Source organism: Rikenella microfusus DSM 15922 (assembly GCF_000427365.1).
GTDB lineage: Bacteria > Bacteroidota > Bacteroidia > Bacteroidales > Rikenellaceae > Rikenella > Rikenella microfusus.
Genome location: NZ_KE386488.1, coordinates 496,045 through 520,249 on the forward strand (window position 1 = coordinate 496,045; position 24,205 = coordinate 520,249).

19 protein-coding genes are annotated in these 24,205 nt (G+C 58.9%); 13 read left to right on the forward strand and 6 right to left on the reverse strand.

Annotated features, from left to right (window positions below; all coding sequences use genetic code 11):
• The first annotated feature begins 93 nt into the window (after positions 1-93).
• The gene (locus tag RIKMI_RS0103120; protein ID WP_147288442.1) at positions 94-363 is read left to right on the forward strand and encodes a hypothetical protein; all 270 of its coding nucleotides are present in this window, start codon (positions 94-96) and stop codon (positions 361-363) included.
• Here RIKMI_RS0103120 and RIKMI_RS14825 read toward each other — a convergent pair.
• Entirely contained in the window at positions 337-618 is a 282-nt protein-coding gene (locus RIKMI_RS14825; protein ID WP_027290385.1) for a hypothetical protein, read from the reverse strand. The genes RIKMI_RS0103120 and RIKMI_RS14825 overlap by 27 nt on opposite strands.
• A 125-nt stretch (positions 619-743) precedes the next feature.
• Here RIKMI_RS14825 and RIKMI_RS0103130 point away from each other — a divergent pair, with 125 nt between their 5' ends.
• Positions 744-956 (forward strand): hypothetical protein, encoded by a 213-nt coding sequence (locus RIKMI_RS0103130; protein WP_027290386.1) that lies wholly within the window; start codon positions 744-746, stop codon positions 954-956.
• 86 nt (positions 957-1,042) lie between these two features.
• Here the strand turns inward: RIKMI_RS0103130 and RIKMI_RS0103135 are convergent, their stop codons facing one another.
• Both RIKMI_RS0103135 and RIKMI_RS0103140 read right to left on the reverse strand, forming a co-directional pair.
• Positions 1,043-1,417: a hypothetical protein gene (locus tag RIKMI_RS0103135; RefSeq protein WP_027290387.1), complete on the reverse strand. Its 375-nt coding sequence runs from the start codon at positions 1,415-1,417 to the stop codon at positions 1,043-1,045.
• A gap of 11 nt (positions 1,418-1,428) precedes the next feature.
• A complete protein-coding gene (locus RIKMI_RS0103140; protein ID WP_027290388.1) occupies positions 1,429-1,638 on the reverse strand; it encodes a hypothetical protein in 210 nt (69 codons plus the stop codon).
• 85 nt (positions 1,639-1,723) lie between these two features.
• On the opposite strand from RIKMI_RS0103140, the gene RIKMI_RS14565 reads away from it, so the two are divergent.
• The 11 genes from RIKMI_RS14565 (at position 1,724) to holA (ending at position 20,264) form a co-directional block, all read left to right on the forward strand.
• Positions 1,724-2,737: a S24 family peptidase gene (locus RIKMI_RS14565; RefSeq protein ID WP_084135155.1), complete on the forward strand. Its 1,014-nt coding sequence runs from the start codon at positions 1,724-1,726 to the stop codon at positions 2,735-2,737.
• 985 nt (positions 2,738-3,722) lie between these two features.
• Positions 3,723-4,604: a transketolase gene (locus tag RIKMI_RS0103150; RefSeq protein WP_027290389.1), complete on the forward strand. Its 882-nt coding sequence runs from the start codon at positions 3,723-3,725 to the stop codon at positions 4,602-4,604.
• A 1,253-nt stretch (positions 4,605-5,857) separates the two neighbouring features.
• Positions 5,858-6,814 carry a transketolase family protein gene (locus RIKMI_RS0103155; RefSeq protein ID WP_027290390.1) on the forward strand — a complete coding sequence of 319 codons (957 nt, stop codon included), beginning with the start codon at positions 5,858-5,860 and terminating at the stop codon, positions 6,812-6,814.
• Positions 6,815-7,936: 1,122 nt separating this feature from the next.
• The gene (mrdA, locus tag RIKMI_RS0103165; protein ID WP_027290391.1) at positions 7,937-9,763 is read left to right on the forward strand and encodes a penicillin-binding protein 2; all 1,827 of its coding nucleotides are present in this window, start codon (positions 7,937-7,939) and stop codon (positions 9,761-9,763) included.
• Positions 9,744-11,222: a rod shape-determining protein RodA gene (rodA, locus tag RIKMI_RS0103170; RefSeq protein WP_084135156.1), complete on the forward strand. Its 1,479-nt coding sequence runs from the start codon at positions 9,744-9,746 to the stop codon at positions 11,220-11,222. Before mrdA ends, rodA begins: the two co-directional genes overlap by 20 nt.
• Positions 11,223-11,489: 267 nt before the next feature.
• Positions 11,490-13,184, forward strand: a complete 1,695-nt coding sequence (locus tag RIKMI_RS0103180) for an alpha-amylase family glycosyl hydrolase (protein WP_027290394.1) — start codon at positions 11,490-11,492, stop codon at positions 13,182-13,184.
• A gap of 240 nt (positions 13,185-13,424) precedes the next feature.
• On the forward strand, positions 13,425-16,118 hold the full coding sequence (locus RIKMI_RS12885) for a beta-mannosidase (RefSeq protein WP_051214302.1): 2,694 nt from the start codon (positions 13,425-13,427) through the stop codon (positions 16,116-16,118).
• A 203-nt stretch (positions 16,119-16,321) separates the two neighbouring features.
• The gene (locus RIKMI_RS0103190; protein WP_027290395.1) at positions 16,322-16,834 is read left to right on the forward strand and encodes an LptE family protein; all 513 of its coding nucleotides are present in this window, start codon (positions 16,322-16,324) and stop codon (positions 16,832-16,834) included.
• A 2-nt stretch (positions 16,835-16,836) separates the two neighbouring features.
• Positions 16,837-17,436, forward strand: coding sequence for a hypothetical protein (locus RIKMI_RS14240; protein WP_051214303.1), 600 nt, complete (start codon positions 16,837-16,839; stop codon positions 17,434-17,436).
• Between the two features lie 40 nt (positions 17,437-17,476).
• Positions 17,477-17,854 carry a preprotein translocase subunit SecG gene (gene secG / locus RIKMI_RS0103200; RefSeq protein WP_027290396.1) on the forward strand — a complete coding sequence of 126 codons (378 nt, stop codon included), beginning with the start codon at positions 17,477-17,479 and terminating at the stop codon, positions 17,852-17,854.
• A gap of 1,330 nt (positions 17,855-19,184) precedes the next feature.
• Positions 19,185-20,264, forward strand: coding sequence for a DNA polymerase III subunit delta (holA, locus tag RIKMI_RS0103210; RefSeq protein WP_027290398.1), 1,080 nt, complete (start codon positions 19,185-19,187; stop codon positions 20,262-20,264).
• A gap of 21 nt (positions 20,265-20,285) precedes the next feature.
• On the opposite strand, the gene RIKMI_RS0103215 is transcribed toward holA, so the two are convergent.
• From RIKMI_RS0103215 to rseP, 3 genes are all read right to left on the reverse strand, one after another.
• Entirely contained in the window at positions 20,286-21,692 is a 1,407-nt protein-coding gene (locus RIKMI_RS0103215; protein WP_051214305.1) for a methyltransferase RsmF C-terminal domain-like protein, read from the reverse strand.
• On the reverse strand, positions 21,676-22,293 hold the full coding sequence (locus RIKMI_RS0103220) for a deoxynucleoside kinase (protein ID WP_027290400.1): 618 nt from the start codon (positions 22,291-22,293) through the stop codon (positions 21,676-21,678). The genes RIKMI_RS0103215 and RIKMI_RS0103220 overlap by 17 nt, the downstream gene beginning before the upstream one ends.
• A 577-nt stretch (positions 22,294-22,870) precedes the next feature.
• Complete coding sequence (gene rseP, locus RIKMI_RS0103225) at positions 22,871-24,196, reverse strand: RIP metalloprotease RseP (protein WP_027290401.1); 1,326 nt, start codon at positions 24,194-24,196, stop codon at positions 22,871-22,873.
• Positions 24,197-24,205: the final 9 nt, after the last annotated feature.

Genomic DNA, 24,205 nt, shown 5'->3' on the forward strand with positions numbered 1-24,205 from the left:
GTGTTCCCGCCCCGGTCTCGCTCCGGGCAGCGGCCTTGCGCCGCTGCGGGATTTTGGTTAATTTTGGGTGTCGAATCCTTTCTTAACCTACTTATGAATAGCTTACAACTCAACGCAGATTACAAAAACTCAATCTTGAAAGCATTGTGCGAGGCATTGCCTTCTGAACGCCTTATGTCGATCTCTTTGAAATCACTAACCGATTCCAAATCGAAAGAAGAAATCGCGCTTGTAACCGCATGTTTGAATCTTTTCAAGGACAAGGGGCTACTGCTGGAACTATCCATCCGAGGGGACAACTGCCAGATCATTCTCGCATCGACAGCATTCAACTTTTTACATACTGGCGGATTTGCCGAATAACCTCCGAAGGCAGTCGCGCAATGTGCAACGACGACGTTTGAGATGTTTTTTCCAGTCGTAATACTCAAACTCCGCAATCGTTTCAGCCAGTTTGCGTAAATCGCCCCTCTTCGAGGATGTCAGGTAATCTTCGCGGCTAATGACGTAGCCGTTTTCGTCCGTCAGCGTGCGTTCTACACGCTGGTGGTCTTCCTGTTTGTAGTACCGCATCGTCAAATGATACGAAGTTTCAAATTCCAGTGATGCTCTTGGCATATCGTATTTTTTAAGGTTCGTTGTTCCCGCCCCGGTCTCGCTCCGGGCGGCGGCCTTGCGCCGCTGCGGGATTTTGGTTAATTTTGATTGTCAAATCCTTTTATTAACCTAATCATCACACTATTATGGATGAAACAATGCGCACTTTGATAGCACAGGCGTACGGACAGGTATTAGTTTCTCGAGCGCATGTTCTGGCCTTGCAAGAACTTGTTTTAACCGACGACCAGCGAAAAGACCTGAAAAAGGCGATAAAACGCCATTTGGCAAAGATTATAGAGGGCCAGCCGGACGAGTTGAAACAATTTCTTCCAAACATCGACGTATTTGCTCTTTAACCGCATCGAGGTCTTTTTTCCGATTATCCTCAAGAACTTCTCGCACAATCGGTGCGAGAAGTTTTTTTATCCACCGGCGTACCATATCATTCCTCCCACTCCACCGGAACGGTGGCGATGTAAGAGCCTTCGGTCCTTATTGACGGCATTGCCTCTTCTTGCGTTGCGTACACCGCCGTACTTGTCAGCACTTCGTCCCCATTGCGATAGATATTCACCCATCCTGTTTGTTTTACGGGGGCCATTCGCAGGTCGAGGTATGGTGCCTCACCAAGACATAAACACCCGTTCTCCATATAAGCGACCGGTGTCTCTCCGAACAGGTTGCTTACAAGACCTACAATAGGCGAGACACCTGCAGCATCGAAGCATATAATCCGTACCGGACTGCCGTCTCGCGCTACTACCTTTGCGCCCGCTTTGGCCGCCTCCAGATCGAAAGGTTTAAGATTCTTTTCCATATCGTTTAAGATTAGTTTAAAGTCCGTTTCCGCTCCGCGATCAACTCCTCGGCGGCGCGCAGCACTTTTTCGCTGACACCTTCGCCGCCCAATACACACGACACCCACACGCGCGATACTTCGGCTCTGGCGGCAATCATATTTATATCGCCACGAATCAGGTTCGCCCTGATCCGGCGAATACGTTCCTTACGTTTCTTGCCTCTGAGTGTTTTTTCCATACCTTTGTATAGCTTTACAGAGGCAAAGATATTACAGAATAATGTAATATCCAAGCTCTGTTTATATTTTTCTGTATTTTGCCTTATGACAAACAGTATTACAGAACGTTATTTGCTATTAATAAAGGAATTGATAGCGATAGGCGAGGTGGCTGATGGTAACGGATTTGCGAAAAAAGTCGGCCTCAGCCCCTCAGCTATCACGGAAATGAATAAAGGCAGAACCAATGTTGGGCTTTCGGCCATACAGAAAACTGTATCAACTTACCCGTCTATAAATCTGGATTGGCTTATATCTGGAGATGGAGAAATTTTTAAAACGAAAACTCCCCAAAACGTGGTCAAAGAAAACGACCACATAAACGACCACATTTTTGACCACAAACGAAAACTCCCAAAAACGTGGTCAATCGAACACACAGAGACAACTCCGATTTCGACGCAGATTTTGACAGATTCCGAAGTCCGACGCACAAAAGTCAGCCCGCATTCCCCTAAACCGGCAGGTGCGTTGTACGATCTGTCTCCGGACGCGCCCTCCATGCTGAGCGACGTGGATACGTCGTATTTGGCTGGGGGCGGTTACGTGGAGGTTCCTGTGGTGGACATCGAAGCGGCCGCGGGCGGCGGGGCGTCGAATTGCGACTACATGGATGAATCGGACAACCTGCGGTTCCCGGTGTCGTTGTTGCGTCCTACGAAGTCGAAAAGGCTTTGTATCAACGTGGCGGGCGAATCTATGGAGCCGACCCTGTTCGACGGCACGCAGATCGTTGTCCGTCTGCTCGATCGCTCGGAGTGGGGCGGTATTCGCAGCGGCGACGTGTACGTGGTTACGAATCGCAGCGGCGAGACTTTTATCAAGCGCGTTCGGAACAAACTGCGTTTACAGGGCGTTCTGGTGCTGACCAGCGACAACCCGGATCAGCGCAGATACAGGCCTTTTGAACTGAGCGAAGAAGAAATTTTCAACGTCTGGGCGGTGGAGCTGATGATTTCGGACAACATTCCGCCTTCGGATCGGGAAATAGACGATTTGCGCGATCAAATCGGCGATCTGCGTATGCTGATCGAACGCCTCGCCGCGCGTGAAAATTGAGGCCGTTGCAGCCGCGGAAACGGGGATTTGGGCGCGGGGGTGTTGCGCGAACGGTGAAAGGTTGTATATTTGCGATGCGGAAGTGCGCCGCGCGTTTTTTTGAGGGGTCGTTTGCGGGGGTGGCGTTGAAAATCGCCCGCGGGGTTATAAAAAAAGGGCGGCAGGATTATCATTTTGCACCTTGAAACCGCCCGTTTTGCTTGAAATTCTTACACAAAAATTATAGCAAATTATCATTCGCCCTGCCGCTCGTTTTCTGCTTATCATTCATTCTATCAAACAGATACCTTATTTTCTCCCCTTTGTACTTTTCGTATGGCCCCTTATATCAGTCGGGAGCGGGGAATCGCATTCCCGGCGACTTCTTTGCTTTCTTTCTTGGGCGACCAAGAAAGAAAGTGCCCCCGCGGCATGAGCGGACAAAGAAAAAACAAACGCCCGGCGGCGAAAGACAGTACATTTAAACCGTACGGTTTATTTCAATGTTCTCCCTTAGTCAGGCCGGAGCCACCCCGGGCGAAGGCCTGCAACTCGCAAAGCTCGTTTGGCCCTCGCTGGCTCCGGACCGCATAAAAACCGTACGGTTATTTTTCATGCGGGCCGGGCGCCCGGGAGACCGCCCCGAGGGTTGCGGGCCTCCCAAGGGGAGGCGTCCGGCCCGCCCGCTAACACGGAAACTTAATTTTAATTGTACATTTGTCTGTTCAAAGCGCGGCCTGCGGGGAACGGAGTATTTACACTCCGGCCGGAGTGCCCGGCGGCACGGGGTCTCCGCTGCGAGAGGCTGCGACCCGCGCGGCCTACGGCCGCAGGCTGATATTTAACGTTATGATTTTAAATATATGTTTACCCGGTTGTTTGCCGTGCCCGGTATTTACGACCCGGATAAACGACCGGCGGCACCGCTGCCGGAAGAACCCGTCCCCTCGCGGGACCGCAGAAAAAACGAAAGCAAACAAGACCTGATATATACACAAACTGAACAATGGCAGAGATCACACAACTGGAGACCATCGCCGCGCAAGTCCGTCGCGATATCGTACGGATGGTCGCCTCCGCCGCATCCGGACATCCCGGCGGTTCGCTCGGCGCCGCCGACGTGCTCACCGCGCTCTATTTCGACGTGATGAACATCCCGCAGGAACGCATCGCGCAGTTCGCTCCCGGCAGCGACCACGGAATCGGCGAAGACGTATTTTACCTCTCCAACGGGCATATATCGCCCTTATTTTACAGTATCCTGGCCCGGCGCGGGTATTTCCCTGCCGAAGAACTCGGCGGTTTCCGCCGGATAGGCACCCGTGTACAGGGGCATCCCACCCCTGCAAAGGGGTTGCCGGGCGTGCGTGCCGCCTCCGGTTCGCTCGGGCAGGGGCTGTCCGTGGCCGTCGGCAACGCGCTGGCCAAACGTCTCTCCGGCGATGACGCCCACCGCGTGTTCGTGATGATGGGCGACGGCGAGCTGGAAGAAGGACAAATATGGGAAGCCGCCATGTTCGCCGCTGCGAGGGGGGTGGATAACCTGGTCGGTATCGTCGATATGAACGGCCAGCAGATCGACGGCACCTGCGCCGACGTGCTCGGTATGGGATGCGCCCGCCAATTGCGTGCCAAGTGGGAAGCCTTCGGATGGACGGTCCTCGATATGGACGGCCATGACATGCGGAATATCGTCGATACGCTCCGTTACGCCAAGAACGATGTCTGCGGGCATGGCAAGCCGGTGGTGATTCTGGCGAAAACCGTTATGGGGCGCGGCGTGGATTTTATGGCCGGGACCAACGAATGGCACGGTAAAGCTCCCAGTGCCGAACAGGCCGAAGCCGCCCTTGCGCAGCTGCCGACGACTTCGTTGGGCGACTATTAGCGGCCGGCTATCGGTTCCCTGTGTGGGGGGGGGAAAGGGGGACATACGATTTTGAGCACTGTATCCCGTAGCGGAGGCCCGGTACCGCCGGGCACTCGAGCCGGGCTGCAACTGCCCCAAACCGTTACCGCTCCCGGGGTACCCGAATGAAAAAGAACCGTATAGTTAAATGACAGGACCATGCTTTGCGACCTTTAGGTCGCGCGGGCCGCAGCCTCCCGCAGCGGAGGCCCTTTGCACATAACATTATCGTACAGTTAAATACCAAGGCCGGAGCCAGCGGAGCCGCAACAAGCACCGCGCAGTTGCAGGCCGCCGCCCGGGGTGGCTCCGGCCTGACTAAGGGAGAACAGTGAAATAAACCGTACAGTTAAAATATAAGTTTCCGCGTCAACGGGCAGGCCGGACGCCTCCCCCTCGGGAGGCCCGCAATTCGTCGCTTTATGCGCCGAAAGTTGCGCCCCCTCCCGGGCGTCCGACCGTAGAAATAATTGTACGTTTTTAACATTGCGATTCATCAGAATCGCCGGCTTATGCGCCCAAGCCGCTTTGCGGCTTCGGGAGTGGGCGCAAAGCCGAACGGGAACGTATTTTAACCGAACCATTAAATATCCCCGGCCTTTCCCGCCTGTTCATTTATCAGGTAAAGGCTGTTGGCCCGGGAATGTGCAATTTCTTTACTTTCTTTCTTGGTCGCGCAAGAAAGAAAGTGCCTCCGCCGACATGAGGCGTCCGGAGAAACCGGCCCCCGCGCCGGCGGGCGGTTCGAAGCCCGGGAAGCGAGCGGCTGAGTCCCCCATGCGAATGGCGGCGCGCCCCGTGGGGGGGCGTGGGCGCGCCGAAAACGACAGAGCGACCCGCAGAATCCCCTGCCAACGAGTAGCTGGGCCCCCGCGCCGGCGGACGGCGACCGCCTCCCCCGGCGGGAAGCCGCAACACTACGCTTATGCTCCGTATGCGTCAGACCCCGCAGGCGGTCACCGAATCGGACAGAAGCAACCGGAAAAGCCGGTGCCCCCGCGGCAGGAGCGGGACAAAAACGAACAAGTACCCGCCGGCATAAGGCGTCCGGTCAGCCCACCCCGGTGCAACAGCCGGCGGCACGACGGAAGAAAAAAGCGACGGCGCAGTGCCGGACCCAACCATTTTTGAAACGAAACGACAGAACACCTAACGACAAAATCGATGGATGGTCTGCGAATAGCGGTACAGGATTCCGCCGTCCGAGACCGTAGCCATCAACAGAAAGAGACATGAGACCCTATACCATTACAGGAAAGAAAGACACCCGTTCCGGATTCGGCGATGCCATGACCCAGCTGGGACGTACCGACACCGATGTCGTGGCCTTGTGCGCCGACCTCGTCGGATCGCTCAAACTCGGTACTTTCATCAAAGAGAACCCCGACCGCTTTTTCCAGGCCGGTATTGCCGAAGCCAATATGATCAGTGTCGGCGCCGGCCTCGCCCTCGGAGGCAAAATCCCCTTTGTCAGCACCTTCGCCGCTTTCGCCACCGGCCGCGTGTACGACCAGATCCGGCAGAGCGTCGCCTACTCCGGGACCAACGTGAAGATCGCCGCCTCGCACGCCGGGCTGACCCTCGGCGAAGACGGTGCCACCCACCAGATCATGGAAGACATCGGGCTGATGAAGATGCTCCCGAACATGGTCGTCATCAACCCCTGCGACTATAATCAGACCAAAGCCGCCACGCTGGCCGCAGCCGCTTATCGGGGACCCGTGTACTTGCGCTTCGGAAGGCCCATCGAACCCGTTTATACACCGGAAGACGAACCTTTCGTGATCGGCAAAGCCGTACAGTGGAGCGAAGGCGGGGACGTGACCATCCTGGCTACCGGCCACCTGATGTGGCGTGCTATCCAGGCCGCCGAACAGCTCGAAAAAGAGGGTGTCGGCGTCGATTTGCTCAACATCCATACCATCAAACCGCTCGACGATGAAGCGATTCTCGCTTCGGTGCGCAAAACCGGGTGCGTGGTGACCTGCGAGGAGCATATGATGAACGGCGGCTTAGGCGACAGCGTCGCGCAGCTGCTCGCCCGGAACTCTCCCGCACCGCAGGAATACGTGGCCGTCGACGACAAGTTCGGCGAGAGCGGTACCCCGTCCGAATTGCTGGTGAAATTCCACCTCGATGTACCGGATGTGGTGGCCGCCGCGCGCCGGGCGATGGCACGCAAGCGGTAAGCGGGCCTGTCTGCCGGATACGAGACGCGGTATGGGACCTACTTTTGCGACGGCTATCGTCGGGCTGTGCCGATAACTCTCGGGACAGGCCGGGGCCATCCCCGTATGAGGGTCGGTGCCGGTCGGGATACGAATCGGGTCGTAAATGCGATATTCGCTGTATGATTAAACCGACGGTTCGTTGTAAGGCCGGGCGCCCGGGAGGCTTCGGATGGTTACAGTCCGGATCGAGCGCCGAGCGGCACCGGGCCTTCCGAAGGGATGCGTCCGGCCCGTCCGCTAACGCAAAAACTTATTTTTAACCGTACAATATTATATCGGCCGGAGCCAGCGGGGCCGCAACAAGCACCGCGCAGTTGCAGGCCTACGCCGGGGGTGGCTCCGGCCTGACTAAGGGAGAATATTGAAATAAACCGTACGTTTAATAGGGCCGCCGCCTGCGGCATCCAACCCGTACGGTTGTTTGCCCAAGGTCGCAGCCTGCGGAGACCGTGAACGAGCATTGCGAGTGAGCGGGCCTCCGCAGCGGGAGGCTGCGGCCCGCGCGACCTGAAGGTCGCAGAGCATGTTCCGGCCATTTAACCGTACAATTAAATATCCCCTGCCTTTTACGCCTGTTCATTTATCGGGTAAAAGCTGCCGGCCCGGGAATGTGCGCTTTCCCGTTCCGACGGGAGTCGGGAACGAGGAATCGTATTCCCGGCGACTTTTTTGTCTCCTTTTTTGGTCGCGCAAAAAAGGAGATGCCCTGCCGGCATGAGGCGTTCGGAGAAGCCGGTGCCCGCGGCATGAGCGGGCAAAAAAACAAACGTCCGTTGGCGACAGACATACAATTAAACCTACGGTTATTTGTTTGCATAGCGGCCCACCCGGCACCGGGCCTCCGTTGCGGGGCAGCGCAGACCTCGGGTTCAAATGTCCGGCGGCACCAGCCGGTCCGCTACGGCAAAAATTTATTTTTAACCTGACGCCGGCCCGGCGGGAACTGCCAAAACCGACCGGAATTCGTCCGAACCCGCAGACAGACCGCCCGCAAAGACACCCGGAGAGACAGCCGAAAAACCACGGAACGCCCGAAAGGGACAACCGCCGGGCAGCTTTCGGGAACACAACAACGAAGAAATGAATACCGGATACGACCGCCAAAAGATACTCCGGATCAGCCTGCTCGTCGTGGCGCTCGTCATCGTCGGCCGGCTCTTCTGGCTGCAAGTCATCGACAGCGACTACAAAGACTCCGCCCGCAATAACGCCATGCGTTACATGGTGCAATACCCCCCCCGCGGCGAAGTTTACGACCGCAACGGCGAATTTCTCGTCCAGAGCACCGAATCCTACGACCTGATGGTCATTCCGCGCGACGTCGAACCCTTCGACACCGCTTTTCTGGCGAGCACCCTCGGCGTCAGCGTCCCCGACGTGCGCAAAGCCCTCGTCAAAGCGGAACGATACTCCCGCCGACGGCCGTCCATGATCTTCAAGCAACTGCCCAAAGAGGTCAAACTCAAACTGGACGAACGCCACCTCGTCGGATTCTATACCCAGTACCGCACCTCGCGCACCTATCCCCGCAAAATCGCCGGAAACCTGCTGGGCTACATCAACGAAGTAGACGAAGCCACCATCCGGCGCGATCCCTACTACCGCATGGGCGACTACATCGGCAAGAGCGGCATCGAGAAATCCTACGAAAAATACCTGCGCGGCACCAAAGGCGTCAAAGTCGAGCTGGTCGATGTGCACGGCATGCCCCAAGGCTCCTACGCCGACGGCCGGTACGACACCCTTCCCGTACCCGGACAGGCCATCACCTGCACCATCGACGCCGGGCTGCAACAGCTCGCCGAAGAGCTGATGGCCGGCAAAGTAGGCTCCGTGGTGGCCATCGAACCCGCCACTGGCGAAATCCTCGTGATGGCCAGCTCGCCCTCCTACGACCCCGACCGGCTCGTGGGACGCGACCTCGGCAACAACTATATGGAACTGCTGCGCAACCGGCGCCATCCCCTTTTCAACCGCGCCGTGATGTCCCGCTACCCGCCCGGTTCCACCTTCAAGGTCGTCAACGGGCTGATCGGCCTTCAGGAAGGCGTCACCCGTCCCGAAGACCTGCACCCCTGCCACAACGGATACACCGTCGGCCGCGGCGTGAAATGCCACAGCCACGCCTCGCCCCTGAACCTCGTGCAGGCCACCGCCAACTCCTGCAACGCCTACTTCTGCTACGTGCTGCGCGACATCATGGACAACCGGAAATGCGGCGGCATTACCAAAGGCGGCTTCGACCGCTGGCGCGAATATGTCGAGAGCTTCGGTTTCGGACGCAAACTCGACTCCGACTTCTGGGACGAACTCGCCGGCTACGTGCCCACTTCGGAATTCTACGACCGCCGCTACCGCGGCAGCTGGAACTCGCTCACCGTCATCTCTCTGGCCATCGGCCAGGGCGAACTGGGCGTCACCCCGCTCCAGGTGGCCAACCTCGGGGCGACCATCGCCAACCGCGGCTATTATTACATTCCCCACGTGGTGAAAAAGATCGCCGGACAGGACTCCATCGACGCCCGGTTCTACCGAAAGAACTACACGATGGTCGATCCCAAATACTTCGAACCGATCGTCGAAGGGATGTACCAGGCCGTGAACGTGGCCGGTACCGCGACCCGTTTCGCCGTGCCCGGTCTCGACATCTGCGGCAAGACCGGCACCGCCCAGAACCCCGCCGGGGCCGACCACTCCACCTTTCTCTGTTTCGCCCCGCGCGACAACCCGAAGATCGTCGTGTCCGTTTACGTCGAGCACGGCCGCTGGGGAGCCACCGCCGCCGCCCCGATCGCCAGCCTGCTCGTCGAGCAGTACCTGACCGACACCATCCGCCGGCCCGAAATGGTACGGCAGATCAAAGAGATGACCATAGATTACCCGATGTATGACAAACGAGGCAAGTAAGATCGCAGCCGCAGGCAAAGGCTCCGCCGCGGGCCGGCTCTTCGCGTCCGATATCGACTGGTGGACCGTCGGCATCTACGTGCTGATGGTCTTTTTCGGATGGCTGAACATCTACGCCGCCGTTTACAACGAAGAGCAGGCCGGCATGTTCGACCTTACGCAGCGTTACGGCATGCAGATGCTCTGGATCGGCATCAGTTTTTTCCTGGCCGTCTCGATCCTTCTGATCGACGGCAAGTACTGGCACATGCTCGCCTATCCCTTTTATTTCCTGATGCTGGGAGTGATGCTCTTCGTGCTGCTGTTCGGCAAGGAGATCAACGGCGCCCAGGCGTGGCTCGTCATCGGGCCAGTGCAGATCCAGCCCGCCGAATTCATGAAGTTCGTCACGGCCCTGGCCCTGGCCCGCTACATGAGCGCCTACAACTTCAGCCTGCACTCCGGCAAGGCGCTGTATTACATCGGCCTGATCATCGGTATCCCCGTGCTGCTGATCCTCGCCCAGAACGACACCGGGTCGGCGATGGTATTCGCCGCCTTTTTCATCATGCTCTACCGCGAAGGATTCGGCTCCGCGCTCTACGTCGTGGCCCTGATGCTGATCTTCCTGTTCATCGTTTCGTTCCTGCTCGAACCGTTGCCGATTCTCTTCATCGTCCTCCTGCTGTGCCTCGCGGCGCAAGGCGTCGCCAACCGCAACTGGCGCGACACGGCGCGGTACCTGGCCCTCGTATTGCTGCTCGGCACTGCCGTTTTCGCCCTCTGCGCGTTGTGCGGCGCGGCGATCGGCTTTTATTACGCCATGCTGGCCGGCGTAGTCCTTTCGGTGCCGTGGCTCGTGCGGTACGCCGTGCGGCGGCACCTGCCGAACCTCTGGCGGTTCGCCCTGCTGTTCGCCGGGGCGGTGCTGTTCACCGGCGTGGTCGATTATGCCTTCGACAACGTATTGCAGGTACACCAGCAGAAACGCATCCTCGACCTGCTCGGCATCGAGAACGACCCGCACGGGTGGAGCTACAACGTCATCCAGTCCAAGATCGCCATCGGTTCCGGCGGTCTCTTCGGCAAAGGTTTCCTCGGCGGCACGCAGACCCGTTTCAGCTTCGTGCCGGAACAGAGCACCGACTTCATCTTCTGCACCGTGGGCGAAGAGTGGGGTTTCGTCGGGTCGCTGGGGGTAGTGGCGCTGTTCTTTTTTCTGATCCTGAGGCTAATGCGGATGGGCGAACGGCAGAAGGAACCGTTCGGACGTGTCTATTGCTATTCGGTGGCGGCTATTTTCTTCATGCATTTCGCCATCAACATCGGGATGACCGTCGGCCTGTTCCCCGTGGTCGGCATACCGCTGCCGTTTTTCAGTTACGGCGGTTCGTCGCTGATGGCTTTCACCATCCTGCTGTTCGTAGCCGTGCGGCTGGACGCCTCGCAGTACGACGAAAGCGCGCGGAAACTACTCTGACCCGTACCCGCTCGCGCCATCCGGGGTCCGCTGAGGGAGGCTGCGGTTATGCGCAGCGTTTTCCGTGGATCGGGTCGGATTCAGCATGATTTCGATCGCCATCATCGCCCCGATGAAATGGCTCGGTGCGACCGAATCCGGACCGGTTACGTCCAAAACACAGTACGGATCGCGGAAAATCGCGAGCCGGAAGTCCGGAAAGCCGATTGTTACAGATAAAATCGGAAAGGTACCGTATATTTATCGTACTTTTCAACTATGCTAACGATGAAAAAACTCTTTCTCGCAGCTGCCGCTCTGTCCATGATCGGCGGCACGCAGGCGCAGCCCCTGCCCGGCCTCCCCCAATGGCTCGATACCGCCGTATTTTACCAGATATATCCCGCCAGTTTCAAGGATACCGACAGCGACGGCATCGGCGATCTGGGCGGCATCATCTCCAAACTCGATTATATCCGTTCCGTAGGCGCGAACGCTATCTGGATGAGTCCCGTCTTCTGCTCCGAATTCCGAGACGGCGGGTACGACGTGACCGATTTCTATGCCGTCGCGCCCCGTTACGGCACCAATGCGCAGCTCGTCGAACTCGTCCGCAAGGCTCATGGCAAAGGAATGAAAGTCTGTCTCGACCTGGTCGCCGGCCACACCTCCGACAAACACCCCTGGTTCCTGCAATCCATGCAGGCCGGTACCGATCTGCATTACAGCGACTATTACATCTGGACCGATTCCAGGGAGACCCTGCCCCCCGGTTCGTACTACGTGAAGTCCGACGCCCCGAGGGACGGCAACTACCTCAAAAACTTTTTCGACTGCCAGCCCGCGCTGAACTACGGTTTCGCCCGACCGAATCCCGACAACCCGTGGGAACAGCCCGTCGACGCCCCGGGGCCGCAGGCCGTTCGGCGCGAACTGAAAAACATCATCGCTTTCTGGATGGACAAAGGGGTGGACGGGTTCCGTGTCGATATGGCCCACAGCCTGATCAAGAACGATCCGGGCCATATCGAGACCCGCCGGCTGTGGCACGAAATGCGCGAGTGGTTCGGCTCCCGGTACCCGGAAGGAGTGCTGATTTCCGAATGGAGCCGCCCGGAAGAGGCCATTCCCGCCGGATTCCATATCGATTTCATGATGCATTTCGGAGTACCCGGTTTCCCGTCGCTTTTCTTCAATAAGGAAGGGGTCGAAATCAAACAGGATACCTGCTACTTTCAGACCCTCGGCGGAGGACAGATCCGGGAGTTCGTCGAAAACTACCGCCGCCAGCGCGAAAAAACGCTGGGGCTGGGACACATCGCCCTGCCTACCGCCAACCACGACTGCCAGCGGCTCTCCTGCGGCGATCGGACCGACCCCCGGCAGCTGAAAGTCGCCATGACCTTTTTATTGACCATGCCCGGTGTACCGTTCGTCTATTACGGAGACGAAATCGGCATGCGTTACCTGCCCGACTGGCCGGAAAAAGAGGGGAGCATCATGGGACGGAACGCGAACCGTTCGGGCAGCCGCACCCCGATGCAGTGGACCGCCGGACGGACCGCCGGATTCTCGGACGGCGATTCCGCTTCGTTATACTTGCCTCTCGACCCCGACCCCCTGCGTCCCACCGTCGCGGCGCAAGAGGACGACCCCGTCTCGTTGCTGAACTATGTCCGGGGACTGTTGGCGTTGCGCAAGCAATCGCCCGCGCTGGCGACACGGGGCGACTGGCAGATGATCAGCAACATAGACCGACCCTATCCGATGGTTTACGAACGTTCGGCGGGCAGCGAGCGGTATGTCGTCGCCGTAAATCCTGCAGGGCGGAGCGTCGAAGCGTTACTGCCCGCGTCGGGAGCGGCGCAGGTCCGGTATGTGTACGGCACGGGAGATAAAGGCGTACACTATAAGACCGGCAGAAACGGCGACCGGATAAAACTCGGACCGGTATCGGCGGCCGTGTTCCGGCTCGTCCGCTGACGTACCGTTGCCGGGCCATGAGACAGGAAACGGGGGCAGATGCTGTCGCTGCGCCGGCCATCCGAAGGGAGAACCCCGCAAATACCGTATAACCGCGTATGGATTCCGGCCGGCCAGATCGCTGTCCGATTCGGGATAAAGGCGCTGGAAACCATCTCCGAAAAACCTGTCGGAGCAAAATCGCGGTTTTATGTTAACTTTGTCTGAAAACCCGATATGTTTCAACGCAACCCATACCGAATGAAAAGACATCTGCTCTATTCCCTGGCCGGAGTCGCCCTGACGCTGGTCTCCTGCGGGCCGCAGGACGCGGCGAAGCTCCTCTCCGAACAACCGCAGCGCCGAACCCAGACCCTGACCGAAGGGTGGGCGTTCCGCGAAGCGGACATCCCGGATACCGCGCACCGCGACCTGTCGGTCGAAAAAACAGTTCCGGACTGGACGCCGGCCACGGTGCCCGGCGTGGTGCATACCGACCTGCTGGCCAACGGACTGATCCCGGAACCGTTCGCAGGCACCACCGAACCCGACCTGCAATGGATCGGCCGGCGCACTTGGGAATACCGGACGCAGTTCGCCCCATCGCCCGAAATCACCGCTCAGCAGGTGCAGGAGCTGGTATTCAAAGGGCTGGACACCTATGCCGACGTCTACCTCAACGACTCGCTGGTGCTGGGCGGAACGGACAACATGTTCGTCGAGTGGCGCATCCCGGTGAAAGGCATCCTGAGGCCCGACACGCTCAACACGCTGCGCATCGTATTCCACCCGGCCTACGAAACGGCCCTGCCCGAAGCGCAGGCGTGGCCGGTGAAGCTCCCCAACGACAACGACAAAGGGGAGTGGGTGACCAGCGTCTTCACCCGTAAGGCGCCCTACCACTTCGGCTGGGACTGGGGGCCGCGCTACCTGACCGCAGGCGTGTGGCGGCCCGTCTACCTGGACGCATACTCCGCCGCTGCGATCGACCATATCCAGTTCGTGCGGGGACGGCAGGACTCCGTGCAGGCCGATTTCACGGCGCGGGTAACGCTGGCCGTGCAGGACGCGGCCCCGGTGCGCGTGATTCTGGCCGATTCGACCGGAAAGACCGTCTATGGTCAGAAAGATGTCGTGCCGACCGACGGCACGACGACGGTGGAGGTCCCCTTCTCGATCGCGAACCCCGAACTGTGGTGGCCCAACGGTCTGGGCGAGGCTCATCTTTATACGGTCAATACCCTGATAACCGATAAGACCGGCCAGCTGCTCGACCGGAACACGCAGCGCATCGGCGTGCGCACGATCCGTCTGGTACAGGAACCGGACAGCGTAGGCGAGGGCGAAAGTTTCCAGTTTTACGTGAACGGCGTTCCGTGCTTCATCAAAGGGGCGAATTACATTCCGCAGGACGCTTTCCTGCCGCGGGTCGATACGGCACGCTACGAGGAGCTGATCGGGACCGCCGTGGCCTCGAATATGAATATGCTGCGTATCTGGGGCGGCGGCATTTATGAAGAAGATCTCTTTTACGACCTGTGCGACGAGCAGGGGATGATGGTATGGGAGGACTTTATGTTCGCCTGCGCCTTCTACCCCTGGGACACGGCTTTTCTGGACAACGTGCGGCGCGAGGCGGTCTATAACGTGCGCCGCCTGCGCAACCATCCCTCGCTGGCCATCTGGTGCGGCAACAACGAAATCGACGAGGCGTGGCACCATTGGGGCTACCAGAAAGCCTACGGGTGGACGCCGCAAGAGCAGGCGATGGTCAAACACGGCATCGACACGATTTTCCGAGGCGTGCTGGCCGACGTGGTGGCCGCCGAGGACAGCGGGCGGCAGTACCGTCCCAGCTCGCCGATGTACGGCCGGGGCAACCCGCTGAGCCAGATCAAGGGCGACGTCCACTATTGGGGCGTGTTCCACGACGAGGAACCTTTCTCGGTTTACAAGGACAAGCCGGGGCGGTTCAGCAACGAATACGGTTTCGTGTCGCTCCCCTGTTACGACACCTACCGGGAATATTTCCGTCCGGACGAAATGTGGCTCTACTCGCCGGCGATGATCCTGCACCAGAAGACGCCGAAGGGATACCGGCTGCTGGAAGAGTATATGGCCCGCGACCTGCCGCTGCTGAAAGACGATTTCCGGACGTACGTCTACCTTTCGCAGCTGATCCAGGCCGAAGGCATCAAGATCGCCATGGAGGGGCAGCGCAGCAAGCGGCCGTTCAACCAGGGGACGATGTACTGGCAGCTGAACGACTGCTATCCGGCGATTTCGTGGAGTTCGATGGACAGCCGTTACCGTTGGAAGGCTTTGCAATACTATGCGGTACGGAGTTTCGCCCCGACGCTGCTTTCGTTCGAACGGGTGGATTCGACGGCCACGGCGGTGCTGTGGGCCATCACGGACCGGCTCGCGCCGCAGAGCGGCGAGGTGTCGCTGCGGTTGCAGGATTTTGCAGGCAAGGCGTTGTGGGACACGACGCTGCGGGCGGAAGTGCCGGCCAACGACAACCGGGAGCTGCTGCGCCGGGCCGATGCGGAACTGCTCCGGGGCGCCGACCCGCGGGAAACATATCTCGTGGCGGAAGGGGTGATCGGCGGCGACACGCTGCGGTCGCTCTACTGGTTCGTACCGCTGAAAGATTTGGACCTGCCGAAGGCGGATTATTCGGTTTCGTATCGGCAGACGGGACCGCGGAGCGTGGAAGCGACGCTGACGGCGCACAACCTGCTGAAGTCGGTGCTGTTCGAAGCGGAGGCGTTGCAGGACAATCCGTCGGATGCCTATTTCGACCTGTTGCCGGGCGAGCAGCGGACGATCGTGCTGAACTTTACGGAAGAGATTCCGGCGGCGGGCACGGATGCGCTGGGGCTGTCGGTGCGGACGCTGAACGACCTCGCGGGCCGGAAATCGGAGCGGCCGGTGACGGAAAACGTCCGGTGATTTTAAGACCGGGGGCGAATGCCCGGATTTTATAAATAACAGTACGGCTAAAATATAAGTTCCGCGTCAGCGGGCAGGCCGCACCACCGCCTGAGTTTCCGCATCCCGGTGCGGCTGCCGGAAGACGCCCGATACGAAAACCGCCCGCACATAGACTGCCCATACATAATAGACTAAACTCCGAAACCTCGATTTTTCAGACAATGAAACGCCTGTTCATACTGCCGGTACTCTGTGCCGTGCTGCTGGCCGGAAGCGGATGCTCCGTGAAATACTCCTTTTCGGGCGCGTCGGTAAACTACGCCCTCAGCAAAACCGTTTCGGTCAGCTACTTCAACAACATGGCCGCCATGGTCGCCCCGATCCTCAGCCCCACGCTCACCGACGAGCTGACCAGCAAGCTGGCCAGCCAGACGAGGCTTCAGGTCGTGCGCGAAGACGGCGACCTGAGCTTTTCGGGCGAAATCACCGGCTACAGTTCCGACCCGGTGGCGATCTCCGGCGACGAATACGCCATGAAAAACCGGCTGACGATCACCGTGAAAGTGAAATTCGTCAATAAGGCCGAACCGCAGTTCAGCTTCGAAAAGACTTTCAGCAACTACGAAGACTACAACACCGACGTACTGCTGACCCAGGCCGAGGGGACTCTGATTCCGCAGATCGTCGAAAAGTTAGTGGACGATATTTTCAACGAAGCCTTATCCAACTGGTAGCCATGGACAATCCGATCGGAGCTTATCTGGACGACTACTCCCTGCTCGACGGGCCGGGCGCCGCGGCCCGGCTGTACGACATCGTGCTGGCATATCCGTGGTTCACGCTGGGGAGGTACATGCAGCTGCGCTCGCTGCGCGATACGGACCCGGCGGGTTACAGCCGCGTCCTGCGGCGTACCGACGTCCGGCTTTTCGTGCACCCCTGGCCCCGGTTGCTGTCGGACGACGCGCCTGCGACGGGCGCTCCCCTGCCCTTTTCCTGCGGGATGTCCCCGGAATCGTATCCGGAGACGGGTTACGGCGCACAACGTCCGGACACGGTAAGTGTGATCGACGAGTTTCTCAGCAACGAAAACGCCGGGGAGCGGATCGCGCCGCCGCCTCCGGGAGCGGAGGGTGCGCAGGAGGATATTTCAGCCGAATCGGTGGCCGAAGACGGGGAGATCGCCACGGAAACACTGGCGGGGATCTACCTGGCGCAGGGATTGCCCGACCGGGCTATCGAAATTTATTACAAATTAAGTTTGAAATATCCGGAAAAAAGCGTTTACTTTGCAAACCTGATTGCCGACGTGCGGGCGCGTTGCGGCATCGGATAGAACAAGCGAACATATCCTACACACATAGAGACACTCTACCATGTACGTTTTTTTCATTGTCCTGATCGTCATTGCCAGTTTCCTGATCATCCTCACCGTGCTGGCGCAGAATCCCAAAAGCGGGATGGCCGCTAACTTCGGCGCTTCGAACCAGGTGATGGGGGTACGCCAAACGGCCGATTTCCTCGAAAAGCTGACTTGGGGCCTGGCGGTCGCGATCGTGGTGCTGAGCCTCGCGGCGACGATGGCCATGCCGCGTGCCGACATCGCACGGAGCAACGACGCCTTGCAGGAGGCCATCGAAAACCAGACGGAAGGCATCCAGAATTTCCAGTTGCAAAACACCGGCGCGACCGCTCCTGCCGCAGAAACCCCGGCTGCCGTTCCGACTCCGGCCGAGGAAACGCCTGCCCAATAATCCATCTTGCTAACCGGAGGAACGAGCCGAGGAGGGGGGAGCGAGAGAGAGGATGAGTTCGAGAGGCGCAGAGGAGGGTGAAAGAGGGCGGAACCGGTGAAGGAGGATGAACCCGAGGCGAAGAGAGTTAAACCATAGGCCGCAAACACCGGGGGACGGGAAAACCCTTTCGGAAACAGACAGAGCGAACGCAACGAACAGAACGGGCGGCCCGAAAGTCCGCGATACGATACGAAAAATCCCTTTCCGGCTTCGGTCGGAAAGGGATTTTTCCTAACACTTGCATACCGCCCGTATTTCGTATTTTCGCCCCGCAACGCCCCCACCCGCACATCCGGCTCCGAATCGATACAGAGCCTCTCGGAACCGCTATCCCCTACCCCATAAAATCATGTAAACCCGATTATATATTTCGATATACCAATGGGTCTCCGGCGATACCTTTCCGGCACGCGCCGCCCCCTGACGGCAGAGAGAACTTCCGGTCGGAGCGCCCGAAGGCACCGCAGAGCCGATATAAGTTTGCTGAAAACCGTTAGCCCTCTATCTTAAAAATCATACGGTTAGCGGGCGGGCCGAACGCCTCCCCCACGGGAAGCCCGGTGCCGCCGGGCACTCCGGCCATAAAATAAACCGGAGGTTTAATGTACTGTCTGTCGCCGACAGGCGTTTGTCTTTTCTTCGCCCGCTCATGCCGCGGGGGCATCGACTTTCCCGGACGCCTCATGCCGGCGAGGCACTTTCTTTGTTGCCTTCGGCTTCCTCCTTGCGCCTCGGCCATTCGTGCAAGTCCGATGCTCTCGGCTGCTGTGTCGGTTGCGCGACCAAGAAAGAAAGCAAAGAAGTCGCCGGAAATGCGATTCCCCGTTCCCGGCTACCGTCGAAACGGGAAATCGCACATTCCCGGGTCAGCAGCCTTTCCCGTACTTCAGGTACAAAGTAAGGTATCGGAAGAAGTACTTATTTGAGCCTACGGTTATTTGCCGGGGGCGCAGCCTGCGGAGAACGTGAACGAGCACCGCGAGTGAGCGGGCCTCCGCGGGGCGAGGCTGCGGCCCGCGCGACCTAAAGGTCGCCAAGCATATCCCTGCCATTTAACCGTACGATTATTTCTACGGTCGGACGCCCGGGAGGTCTCGGGTAGTTACAGCCCGGCCCCCGGTGCCGCTCGGCACCGGGCCTCCCGTGGGGAGGCGCCGGCCCGCCCGCTGGCGCGGAAACTTGTTTTTATCCGTACGCTAAATATATAGACGCCTCTTTCATACCCACTCCGCCCATAAGCAGGCATTCGGACTCCGGGGAAAAGGGAAAAATATTACCTTTGACAAATATGGCAAAGCAGAGTTTCAAGGACGTCCGGCAACAGGCGCAGCAGATCATGACCGCGCTGAAAGGCGGGAACTATGCCCCCCTCTACCTGCTGACCGGCGAAGAAGGATTCTATACCGACAAAATCTCAGGATACATCGCAGCCCACGCCCTGAACGAATCGGAACGCGAATTCAACCAGACCGTCGTGTACGGCAAAGACACCGACGGCCCCGCCGTGGTCTCCCTGTGCCGCCGCTACCCGATGATGAGCAGCCGGCAAGTGGTCATCGTCCGCGAAGCGCAGTCGCTCCGGAACTTCGACGCGCTGGGCAGCTACGCCCGCCAACCGCTCGCCAGCACCGTACTCGTCATCTGCTACAAAGGCAAAAGCCCCGACAAACGCTCGGCGGTTTACAAACAACTGGCAACCTGTCCCGGCGCAGTCGTACTCGAAAGCTCCCCGCCGAGGGACTATGAAATGGACGGTTGGATCCGCGACCTGTTCGCCGCGAAAGGATGCGGAATCGAGCCGAAAGCCGTGCAAATGATCGCCGACCACCTGGGCACCGAACTCCGGAAAATCGACAACGAAGTGGAGAAACTGTTCACCCGGCTGCCCGAAGGTACCCGCGAAATCACCGCCGCCCATATCGAGCAGAATATCGGTATCAGCAAGGACTTCAACAACTTCGAGCTGACCAAAGCCCTTTCGGAACGAGACATGGCCCGCGCGCTGATGATCGCCGACCACTTCGCCGCCGACCCGAAAGGCAATCCCTTCACAGTGACCGTCGCCACGCTGTTCAACCACTTCCAGCGCATCGTGACCTTGGGAATCGCCAAATGGGAAAACCAGAAACAGGGACGCCCGGCCATGACCGGCCTCTCCGAGACCGAAATAGCCCGGTTGCTGAAACTCCCCGCCCCGTTTTTCGCGCGGGAATACATCGCAGCCTCGGCGAACTATCCGAATCCGAAGGTATTTACGATCCTGGGCTGGCTCAGGGAGTACGACATGAAATCGAAAGGGATGAATGCCGGTTCGGCCGAAAACGGCGAACTGCTCCGCGAACTGCTCCTGCGCATCGCCACGCTCTAACCCGCACCCTACCGTCCCCCGCTAATAATGCAGCACGCGCCAGGCAGATGGATACAGATTGTTGTACCGGTTCCCGATCCGTTTGACCCAGCCTAAGGCGACCCCCCGGCAGGTCGCGAGATTCAACCCTCCGGCGAATGCGTCGGCCGGTAACAGCGCGGCGGAGGAGCCTTTGCGCAGGTACTCCATCGCGGCCTCTTCCGACAGCGGGGCGACGGCTGCCGCTTCGCGGTTCAGCCCGTGGTACAGCGCCAGCGCATGGGACGGTTTCAACGCCCCGCGGATCATCTCGCCCAGTTGCACGCCCGAATACAAGAGTCCGAACCGTCCGCCGAGCAGGGCCGAAACCGTATCGTGCATCGGCTCGGAAAAGCCGTATGACATCCCGCCCGGACCGGCGGCGAAACGTTCGATCCCTTTTTCCGGATCGATCCACCGGGCCGCTTCGTCCCGATCTTTCCGACCCAACGGAATCAATGTCCCGGCCGTTTTGTTTTTTTTCGCAGAGGAAGCGGGGCCATCGGATTTTCGGATGGCCGCCGCGAAAAATCCTTCGCTCCGCACCCGGTGAGGATAAAAATGCCATCCGGCCGCACCGCCTCCGCAGACGCCCGGAACGATTTCCCCGGGCACCTCCCCGTATTCCGTCACCGCACCGCCCAAAGAATCGGCGATCCACCGCACGTTCCGCTCGTCTTCCTCGGCGTTGAACGTGCAGGTGCTGTAAATCAGCGTACCTCCGGGACGCAGCGCGTCCCATGCGTCGCTGACGATACGCCGCTGGCGTGCCGCGCAAAGCTGCACGTTTTCCGGCGACCACTCCGCGCGCGCTCCGTAGTCTTTGCGGAACATCCCTTCGCCGGAACAGGGCACGTCCGCCACGACGACATCGAAAAAACCCGGCAACCGGTTTCCGAAATCGGCCGGATCGTTCGAGGTAACCGCCACGTTGCCGGAACCCCATTTCTGCACGTTTTCCACGAGGATCTTCGCCCGCGGACGGATCACTTCGTTGGCCACGACGACCGCCCGCGGCCCGACGATCGAAGCGATATGCGTGGTTTTCCCGCCGGGAGCGGCGCACAGATCCAGCACTTTCGGAACGGCGGCGTCCGTCTGCCGCAACACGCGCCGCAACAGCCATCCGACGAACATCGATCCGGCTTCCTGCACATAGTAGGCTCCGCCGTGAAACACGGGATCGGCGGTAAACACGGGCCGACCGGCCAGGTAGCAGGCTTCTCCGGATTCGGTCCACGGTACGGGCGACGAGCAACCGGCTGTCGTTCCTGTACCGGGTTTATACGGATTGAAACGAATGCTGACGGGGGTTTCTCCGTCGAGGCTTTCGGCCAGCCCGGGCACAGCGGCGGCGACGGTCTCGACAAAAACGGCCGGAAGCGGCACGTAACTATTCGGCGGCGTCATGGATATGCTGTTCGATACGTGTCAGGATGGTTTCGCGGGCTGCCGGGTCGGTCACGAAGTCTTCGCGGTCCACGTCCACGACCAGTTTCGGCCCGTCGTAGGTGCCGATCCACTCTTCGTACAGGTCGTTCAACCCTTCCAGGTAGGCCGCGTCGATGGAGGCTTCGTAGACTCTGCCGCGCCGTTGGATCTGGCTGACGAGGGTCGGCACGGAGGCCCGCAGATAGACAAGCAGAGCGGGCCGCAAGAGATTGGCGACGGTAAAATTGTAAAGCTGCATATAGGTGGTATAGTCGCGCGAGGAGAGCAATCCGGCGTGGTGCAGGTTGGTGGCGAACACACGGGCGTCTTCGTATATGGTGCGGTCCACCACGACGTGCCGGCCGGCGGACAGGGCGGCGATACCGTCGATCTGCCGCTGCCGCTTGCCGAGGAAGTAAACTTGCAGGTTGAAGGCCCACCGCCTCATATCTTCGTAAAAGTCGCCGATATAGGGGTTCTCTGACTCTTCGTACTGGGCTTCCCACCGGAGCCGCTGACTGAGCAGCTCGGTCAGGTAGGTCTTCCCGCTCCCGATATTGCCGGCTATCGCTATATACATCGCTAAATCTATACTTTAATCCGTTCGTCTATTTGTCCCGTTCTGATTCGAGGGTACTGTTCTCTTTAACTTCGCTACGCTCGTTTTGCCAGGTGGCTTCCTCGCGCTACCTCGCCATAGTCCGTAAACGGCCTCTGGCCTCGGCACGCAGCTCGGTTCCTCCTTGCGCTTCAGCCATTCGAACTCGTTCGAATGGCCGAGGAGCCAGTAAGAAGGTGAAACCAAACTTTTTGAGATCGTATCTTCTGAGTTTGGCAGGTGCCCTTTTCTCCAGGATTTTCGATCGGAACGACAGCCTGTTGTTTTGCGGTTCGCAGAACCGCCGGCCTTGTCGCCCTGGCGCTCTGCGCCACGGGGGGAGGGCGACAGGCCGAACCTCAGGTTCTATCGGATGAAATGGAATTCCGAAACCCGAGGCGTGCATGGCTGCTCGAAAGTCTTTTGGGTTCTTTTTACCTGCGGTTTCCTCGCGCTACCTCATAGTCCGCAAGCGGCCTCCGGACTCGCCACGCTACTCGGTTCTTCAGAAAAAGAACGGTTGCTTCAAAAGCCGAAAACGGGACAAATAAACGAACGGTTAATTGAATATAAGTTTAAGGATATCGTTGCCGTTGGCCAGAATGACGATGCCGAAGACGATGACCATGCCCACCAGTTGCGCACGCTCCATAAACTTGTCGCTCGGCGTGCGCCGCGTAATCATCTCATAGAGGATGAACACCATGTGTCCCCCGTCCAGCATCGGGATCGGCAGGATATTCAGCACCGCCAGCATGATCGAGATCAGCGCCGTGATTTGCCAGAACTGCAGCCAGTTCCACTCGCCCGGAAAGAAATTCCCCATCGCGATGATCCCCCCCACCGACTTGTAAGCCTCCGTTTCCGGCGACACGATCAGTTTCAGCTGTTTCAGGTAACTCCCGATCGAAGTGAACGCCCGTTCCACCCCCACCGGGACAGCCTCCAGAAACGAATACTGCCGCGTGCTGATCTTGTAAATGTCCGCCAGGTTCACCCCCGCCAGGAAGATTCCCGCCTGTCCTTCCGCAGAGACCGGTACCGCCGCCGTCATCCGTTCCCCGCCCCGGACGAACGTCACCTGCGCCGTATCCCCCTTGTGCTCCGCAAACGCCGTTCGGAACTCGTCGAACCACCGCATCGGCACCCCGTCCACCGCCACCAGCGAATCGCCCTCCGTCAGCCCCGCCGCGGCCGCGCCGCCCCCAGGCAACACCTTGCCCACCACGAACGGCGTGCGCAGGTTGATGAACCCTTTGTCTTTAAGCATCGACTTGATGTACTTCGTGTCGATCGTGACCGTCACCGGCGCCCCGTTCCGTTCCACCTGCACTTCGCGTGCATCGTCCAGCAGGATAACCGCCGGTATCTGCCCGTAATTATCGACATACTCGCCCCCCACCGAAAGCACCTTGTCTCCGTCGCGGAACCCGATTTCGTGCGCCACCTCGCTGAACATGAAACCGTGCTCGACATCCTTCGTCCTGATATACGAATCCCCCCACGCGTAAGTGATTCCGATATAGATGCCGATAGCCAGTACGATATTCATCAGCACCCCTCCCACGATGATCAGCAGCCGCTGCCAGGCCGGTTTGGAACGGTACTCCCACGGCTTCGGCTCGCTTTTCATCTGGTCGGTATCCATCGACTCGTCCACCATGCCCGCGATCTTGCAGTAACCGCCGAACGGCACCCAGCCCATACCGTACTCCGTTTCGCCGATCCGGAACTTGAAAATCGAGAACCACGGATTGAAAAAAAGATAAAATTTCTCCACCCGCGTATGAAATATCTTGGCGAACAGGAAATGGCCGAACTCGTGTACCAACACCAGCAGAGAAAAACAGGTAAGCACCTGCAAAACCTTGATGAAAACTTCCATTAATCGAAG

Excerpts from the sequence above, each read along its gene's own strand:
- RIKMI_RS0103120 (WP_147288442.1), top strand. The coding sequence starts at position 94 with ATGAATAGCTTACAACTCAACGCAGATTACAAAAACTCAATCTTGAAA.
- RIKMI_RS14825 (WP_027290385.1), bottom strand. The coding sequence starts at position 618 with ATGCCAAGAGCATCACTGGAATTTGAAACTTCGTATCATTTGACGATG.
- RIKMI_RS0103130 (WP_027290386.1), top strand. The coding sequence starts at position 744 with ATGGATGAAACAATGCGCACTTTGATAGCACAGGCGTACGGACAGGTA.
- RIKMI_RS0103135 (WP_027290387.1), bottom strand. The coding sequence starts at position 1,417 with ATGGAAAAGAATCTTAAACCTTTCGATCTGGAGGCGGCCAAAGCGGGC.
- RIKMI_RS0103140 (WP_027290388.1), bottom strand. The coding sequence starts at position 1,638 with ATGGAAAAAACACTCAGAGGCAAGAAACGTAAGGAACGTATTCGCCGG.
- RIKMI_RS14565 (WP_084135155.1), top strand. The coding sequence starts at position 1,724 with ATGACAAACAGTATTACAGAACGTTATTTGCTATTAATAAAGGAATTG.
- RIKMI_RS0103150 (WP_027290389.1), top strand. The coding sequence starts at position 3,723 with ATGGCAGAGATCACACAACTGGAGACCATCGCCGCGCAAGTCCGTCGC.
- RIKMI_RS0103155 (WP_027290390.1), top strand. The coding sequence starts at position 5,858 with ATGAGACCCTATACCATTACAGGAAAGAAAGACACCCGTTCCGGATTC.
- mrdA (WP_027290391.1), top strand. The coding sequence starts at position 7,937 with ATGAATACCGGATACGACCGCCAAAAGATACTCCGGATCAGCCTGCTC.
- rodA (WP_084135156.1), top strand. The coding sequence starts at position 9,744 with ATGACAAACGAGGCAAGTAAGATCGCAGCCGCAGGCAAAGGCTCCGCC.
- RIKMI_RS0103180 (WP_027290394.1), top strand. The coding sequence starts at position 11,490 with ATGAAAAAACTCTTTCTCGCAGCTGCCGCTCTGTCCATGATCGGCGGC.
- RIKMI_RS12885 (WP_051214302.1), top strand. The coding sequence starts at position 13,425 with ATGAAAAGACATCTGCTCTATTCCCTGGCCGGAGTCGCCCTGACGCTG.
- RIKMI_RS0103190 (WP_027290395.1), top strand. The coding sequence starts at position 16,322 with ATGAAACGCCTGTTCATACTGCCGGTACTCTGTGCCGTGCTGCTGGCC.
- RIKMI_RS14240 (WP_051214303.1), top strand. The coding sequence starts at position 16,837 with ATGGACAATCCGATCGGAGCTTATCTGGACGACTACTCCCTGCTCGAC.
- secG (WP_027290396.1), top strand. The coding sequence starts at position 17,477 with ATGTACGTTTTTTTCATTGTCCTGATCGTCATTGCCAGTTTCCTGATC.
- holA (WP_027290398.1), top strand. The coding sequence starts at position 19,185 with ATGGCAAAGCAGAGTTTCAAGGACGTCCGGCAACAGGCGCAGCAGATC.
- RIKMI_RS0103215 (WP_051214305.1), bottom strand. The coding sequence starts at position 21,692 with ATGACGCCGCCGAATAGTTACGTGCCGCTTCCGGCCGTTTTTGTCGAG.
- RIKMI_RS0103220 (WP_027290400.1), bottom strand. The coding sequence starts at position 22,293 with ATGTATATAGCGATAGCCGGCAATATCGGGAGCGGGAAGACCTACCTG.
- rseP (WP_027290401.1), bottom strand. The coding sequence starts at position 24,196 with ATGGAAGTTTTCATCAAGGTTTTGCAGGTGCTTACCTGTTTTTCTCTG.